Here is a 3,326-nt window from a genome sequence, read left to right as displayed (position 1 = left end):
TGGTGATCGTGGCGACCAGCGGAATGCCCTTGTAGGCCGGGCCAAACAGCATGTCAAACTGGATCCCGCTGGTTTCGGCGGCTTTCGCGTAAAATTCGGCGAGGCGGCCAAGCGAATTGCCGTCGTTGAACAAACCGGCATTGAAGAAGTAGGGCGAGAGCCTCCCCGCCTTGGTTTTAAATTCGCCAAAGCGCAGTACCTGGCAACTCAGCGCAAATTGAATAAATTCCTGACGAAAATCCATTTTTTTCCATTCTATCCGACCGGGAAAACCGGGCTGATTACTGCACAATGTTACGCATCATCTCCCTGAATCTCAATGGTATCCGTTCTGCCTGGAGCAAAAATGTCTTGCCCTGGGCGGCTTCTCAACACGCCGACATTTTTTGCTTGCAGGAACTGAAGGCCCAATTGCCCGATTTGACATCGGAAATGATGGCGCCGGATGGCATGCATGCGTTCTATCACTGCGCCGAGAAAAAAGGTTACAGCGGTGTCGGCATTTGGAGCAGGCAGAAGCCTGACCGCGTAATCGAGGGTTTCGATGGCGGTGAGTTCGACGCCGAGGGGCGCTATATCCGGGCTGATTTCGGCAATCTGTCGGTGGTTTCGCTTTACCTGCCATCGGGCTCTTCATCCCCTGAGCGGCAAGAAGCCAAGTTTCGTTTTCTCGACGTGTTTTTGCCGCATATGCTCGCCTTGCGGACAGAGGGGCGGGAAATAGTCCTGTGTGGGGACTGGAATATCGCGCATCAGGCGATTGATCTGAAAAACTGGAAATCGAACCAGAAAAACTCGGGGTTCCTCCCCGAGGAGCGGGCCTGGCTCAGTCGGGTATTTGATGAACAAGGCTGGGTCGATATTTATCGATCTCTTTACCCCGACGTTGGTGATGCCTCTTACACATGGTGGAGCAACCGCGGCCAGGCCTGGGCTAAAAATGTGGGGTGGCGGATCGATTACCAGATTGCCACGCCGGGTATTGCCGCTTCCGCCCGGAAGGCTGAAGTTTACAAGGCTGAGCGATTTTCCGATCATGCGCCGCTGCGCATTGATTACGACTTCAAATAAGCATTCATGCGAATTGATTTCGCTGCGCCGTAGGGATAATCTGTATCTCTGCTTAATTCGCTAACGAGGTTAAAAATGTCCGACGAAATGACTGCTGCCAACAAAGAAAAGTTGGTTACCGATTTGAAGGTGGTGATCTCCGACACCGAAGAGTTGCTCCGCGCCACTGCGGGTGCCGCTGGTGAAAAAGTCAGCGAACTACGCGAACGTCTGGGTGTTCGCCTACGCGATACCAAGGAGCACGTTCTCGACATGGAAGCCGCGTTGGTTGACAAGACCAAGGCCGCGGCACGTGCCACCGATGATTTTGTGCATGAAGAACCATGGAAAGCCGTCGGGGTTGCCGCGGCACTCGGCCTTGCCCTTGGTGTGCTGATCGGCCGTCGCTAAGCGAATGACTGAACAAACAGGCGGTGAAGCAGGCCGCGAAGGCCTCTTCGCCGCGCTGAAAGGCAGCGTTGCGACGCTGATCGCGATTGTCAAAACGCGCGCCGAACTCCTCGTTACAGAGCTTGAGGAAGAAAAACTTCGTCTCATGTCGCTCTGGTCAAAGGCGATCGGCGCTGCGTTCATGCTCGCGGTCGGCGTTGTCTTGGCGATTTTTTGTCTGTCGCTGGCTTTCTGGGAGCACCGGGTTTTGGTGTTGGGCATCTTTGCCGTGCTGTTCATTGGTGGTGCCTTGTATCTGATTGCTTCGTTGAAGCGGCAAGCCTCTCAACCAAGCACGATGTTTCGGGCGAGCCTGTCGGAACTGGAAGCTGACATGGCACTATTGCGTCGTTATCGCAACAAGTCTGAATGAACCCGAAATTACTGGAGTTAGCTACCCGGCATGGTGCTCTCAAGGCCCGTATCGATGAACAGCGCCGTGTTCTGACAGCTCATTCAGCGCCACTTCAAGCGGTGCTTGCGCGCGGCGACACGGTTCTCAAGAGCGTCGACTGGCTCAAACACCATCCAGCCGCTGTTGGTATAGCTGTTTTGGTTGCCGTCGTTGCCCGCCCGCGACGGGCTGTGCGCTGGGCTCGGCGCGGTTTCTTTCTGTGGCGAGGCTGGCGCGCCATCCGGACTTCCCTGATCGGTGCGCGTTAAACGTGGGTGAGTCGGTGGGTGATGAAACCGCACTGCCCTCCTGGTGGCGCCAGATGGTTTCTTCTCAGCGGCGGCAGGCGCGCCGGGTGTTGGCCGAGCTGATCGCGACGCGCGGCATCATGCCGTTGTTGATGAAGGTGCGCAATGGTGGCCACTGGACGCCGGATGAAAAGCAGGAGCTTATCCGCCACTTGCGCCACATGGTCCGTCTGTCGCCCTATCTGATTGCCTTGCTTTTGCCGGGCTCGATCCTGTTCTTGCCCGTCTATGCCTGGTGGCTGGACCGGCGCCGGGTCAGGCGGGGCGATTAGCCGTTGCCGTGGTTTCGTGCCATGGCGCGACTTTTAGCAATAGCAACATCCCCGGAACGGCCAGTCCGATACATAGCCAGTAAAAGCTGCTCCAGCCCAGCGTTTCGACCAGCCATCCGGCCGAAGCGTTAATGAAAGTGCGTGGTACAGCCGCCAGGCTGGTGAACAACGCCATCTGGGTCGCCGTGTAGGCCGGGTGGGTCGAGCGGGCGATGTAGGCAACAAAGGCTGCCGTTCCCAGCCCGACACCCAGCGCTTCGAGGCTGATGACGAAGGCCAGCGCGATGCGTTCTTCGGTACCGATGCTGACGTAGTGGCCTTGCGACGCCAGCCAGGCAAAGCCGAAAATGGATACCAACTGGACAACGCCGAACAGCCATAGTGCCCGGTTGATGCCCAGCCGGATCATCCACAAACCACCAAGCAGGGCGCCGATTACCGCTGGCCAGAGGCCGGCGTGTTTGGCGATGAGGCCAATGTCGGTCTTGGTAAATCCCATGTCGAGATAAAACGGGGTAGCCAGCGCAGTGCATAGGCTGTCGCCGAGTTTGTAGAGGAAGATGAAGCCGAGAACCATCAGCGCGCCGCGCCAGCCTTGCCGGCCGATGAATTCGTAAAACGGCTCGGACACCGCTTGACGCAGGGTTTTTGGAGTCCCCTTGACGAGCGGTTCGCTGACCAGCCAAGCCATCGCCATGCCGGGAATCATGAAGGCTCCGGTGATCCAGAACACGTCATTCCATGGCAAGCGATCGGCCAGGATCAGCGATAGCGAACCGGGGATCAGGCCGGCAATGCGATAAGCATTGACGTGCACTGCGTTGCCAAGGCCCAGTTCGTTATCGTTCAAAA

Annotated in this window: 7 protein-coding genes; 5 read left to right on the top strand and 2 right to left on the bottom strand. The window is 57.2% G+C overall.

All coding sequences use genetic code 11. The features are described 5' to 3' along the window. Positions 1-244, bottom strand: a 244-nt coding sequence (locus tag ADADOO_RS08345; RefSeq protein ID WP_511276644.1) for a type I phosphoribosyltransferase, incomplete at its 3' end; no start/stop codon positions are given. Positions 245-291: 47 nt separating this feature from the next. Here ADADOO_RS08345 and ADADOO_RS08340 point away from each other — a divergent pair. From ADADOO_RS08340 to ADADOO_RS08320, 5 genes are all read left to right on the top strand, one after another. Continuing rightward, positions 292-1,071 carry an exodeoxyribonuclease III gene (locus ADADOO_RS08340; RefSeq protein ID WP_511276642.1) on the top strand — a complete coding sequence of 260 codons (780 nt, stop codon included), beginning with the start codon at positions 292-294 and terminating at the stop codon, positions 1,069-1,071. Between the two features lie 75 nt (positions 1,072-1,146). Then, the gene (locus tag ADADOO_RS08335; RefSeq protein ID WP_511276640.1) at positions 1,147-1,461 is read left to right on the top strand and encodes an ElaB/YgaM/YqjD family protein; all 315 of its coding nucleotides are present in this window, start codon (positions 1,147-1,149) and stop codon (positions 1,459-1,461) included. 4 nt (positions 1,462-1,465) lie between these two features. Next, on the top strand, positions 1,466-1,873 hold the full coding sequence (locus ADADOO_RS08330; protein WP_511276638.1) for a phage holin family protein: 408 nt from the start codon (positions 1,466-1,468) through the stop codon (positions 1,871-1,873). Continuing rightward, a complete protein-coding gene (locus ADADOO_RS08325; protein ID WP_511276637.1) occupies positions 1,870-2,163 on the top strand; it encodes a YqjK-like family protein in 294 nt (97 codons plus the stop codon). The genes ADADOO_RS08330 and ADADOO_RS08325 overlap by 4 nt, the downstream gene beginning before the upstream one ends. Before the next feature lie 14 nt (positions 2,164-2,177). Beyond that, positions 2,178-2,474 (top strand): hypothetical protein, encoded by a 297-nt coding sequence (locus ADADOO_RS08320; protein WP_511276635.1) that lies wholly within the window; start codon positions 2,178-2,180, stop codon positions 2,472-2,474. Here the strand turns inward: ADADOO_RS08320 and ADADOO_RS08315 are convergent. Further along, positions 2,458-3,326 (bottom strand): MFS transporter (locus ADADOO_RS08315; RefSeq protein WP_511276633.1); only part of this gene is annotated, 869 nt, incomplete at its 5' end. The genes ADADOO_RS08320 and ADADOO_RS08315 overlap by 17 nt on opposite strands.

Source organism: Azonexus sp., from assembly GCF_036170495.1.
Taxonomy (GTDB): domain Bacteria; phylum Pseudomonadota; class Gammaproteobacteria; order Burkholderiales; family Rhodocyclaceae; genus Azonexus.
The sequence above is the reverse complement of the archived record's forward strand: the minus strand, read 5'-3'. Positions and strand labels throughout refer to the sequence as shown.

Bases quoted from the DNA above. Each gene is read 5' to 3' on its own strand.
- ADADOO_RS08335 (WP_511276640.1), top strand. From the start codon at position 1,147: ATGTCCGACGAAATGACTGCTGCCAACAAAGAAAAGTTGGTTACCGAT.
- ADADOO_RS08325 (WP_511276637.1), top strand. From the start codon at position 1,870: ATGAACCCGAAATTACTGGAGTTAGCTACCCGGCATGGTGCTCTCAAG.
- ADADOO_RS08340 (WP_511276642.1), top strand. From the start codon at position 292: ATGTTACGCATCATCTCCCTGAATCTCAATGGTATCCGTTCTGCCTGG.
- ADADOO_RS08330 (WP_511276638.1), top strand. From the start codon at position 1,466: ATGACTGAACAAACAGGCGGTGAAGCAGGCCGCGAAGGCCTCTTCGCC.